This window comes from Burkholderia sp. Tr-20355 (assembly GCF_017104685.1).
GTDB lineage: Bacteria > Pseudomonadota > Gammaproteobacteria > Burkholderiales > Burkholderiaceae > Burkholderia > Burkholderia seminalis.
The window spans coordinates 1-1,416 of the sequence record NZ_JAAGPK010000374.1 but is presented as its reverse complement, the minus strand read 5'-3'; the positions used below and the strand labels follow the sequence as shown (position 1 = coordinate 1,416).

The window sequence follows — 1,416 nt, the reverse complement described above, 5'->3', positions numbered from 1 at the left end:
GCCGGCGGTCGTCGACCTCGCGCAGCAGCAGCGCGCGCTGCGGGCTCGCGAGCTCGGCCGCGCCGGTGGGCGTCGGCGCGCGCACGTCGGCCGCGAAATCCGCGATCGTGAAATCGGTTTCGTGCCCGACGCCGCTCACGACCGGCAATTCGCTCGCCGCGATCGCGCGCGCCAGCGCTTCGTCGTTGAACGACCACAGATCCTCGATCGAGCCGCCGCCGCGGCAGACCAGCAGCACGTCGACCTCCCGGCGCGCATTCGCGGCCTCGACGGCCGCGACGAGCTTCTCGGCGGACCCGGCGCCCTGAACGGGCGCCGGATAGACGATCACCGGAATGTGCGGCGCGCGGCGGGCGAGCGTGGTCAGCACGTCGCGCAGCGCGGCGGCCTGCAGCGACGTGACGATGCCGATCGCACGCGGATGCGCCGGCAGCGGCCGCTTGCGCTCGGGCGCGAACAGGCCCTCGCCTTCGAGCTGCGCCTTCAGCCGCAGGAACGCCTCGTACAGGCGCCCCTGCCCGGTGCGCCGCACGGCCTCGACATTGAGCTGCACTTCGCCGCGCGGCTCGTACATCGTGACGACCGCGCGCACCTCGATCCGGTCGCCTTCGCGCGGCGTGAATTCCGCATACTGCGCACGGCCGCGGAACATCACGCAGCGCATCTGCGCCTGCTGGTCCTTGATCGAGAAATACCAGTGGCCGCTCGCGGCGCGCGTGAAATTCGACACTTCGCCCGAAATCCACAACAGCGGAAACGAACGCTCGAGCATCGTCGAAATCGCGCGATTGAGCGCCGAAACGGGAATCACGTCGTCGCCGCCGCGCGTCGCGCCGGGTGCGGAAAAAGGGGTGTCGGAAAGCATGGGCGGTCGGATGAATGCTGGCGGCGACACGATAGTCCGACACGCGCGCGGCGTCCAGCGCCGGCCGCATTCGCCGCGGCACGCGGAAGGTGTCCACACTCTGGCAATCTTCCGCGTAAAACGCATTAAAACCGCTGGAAAATCCAGACGATTGACGATAACGCATTGATTTTTATATATTTTTAAATCTTTCGAAATGATTCTCATCCGATTCGATGCCCGCCCGGCGGGCGTTTGAGGTGCTCGGGCGGGGAGTTTTTCACAGAGTTATCCACAGCCCGTCCCGATCCGGCCCCGCGAGCCGCGTCGGCCGGCCGCGCTTGCCGCGGCCGCCTGCGGCGCGCTAGAGTGCCGCCTTCCGCAGACCCCGCGGCACGCGCCGCCCAACGGAGAATCCGCCTTGACGAATCCGTCTCACGCCGCGGCGCACGATGCGCCGCGCCCGGCCCGATGAGCGCGCCCGGCGGCCCGCTCGCACGGCTCGAAGCGCGCCTGACACGCGAATGGCAGCGGCGCGGCGCGCCCGCCTGGGCGCTCACGCCGTTCGCCTA

Annotated in this window: 1 protein-coding gene and 1 pseudogene; one reads left to right on the top strand and one right to left on the bottom strand. The window is 69.3% G+C overall.

Annotated elements, in window-relative coordinates:
- On the bottom strand, positions 1–865 hold an 865-nt coding region (xseA, locus tag G3N62_RS35465), incomplete at its 3' end, for an exodeoxyribonuclease VII large subunit (protein WP_206141550.1).
- A 393-nt stretch (positions 866–1,258) separates the two neighbouring features.
- Here xseA and G3N62_RS36495 point away from each other — a divergent pair.
- A pseudogene (locus tag G3N62_RS36495) lies at positions 1,259–1,416 on the top strand (tetraacyldisaccharide 4'-kinase); the annotation flags it as partial.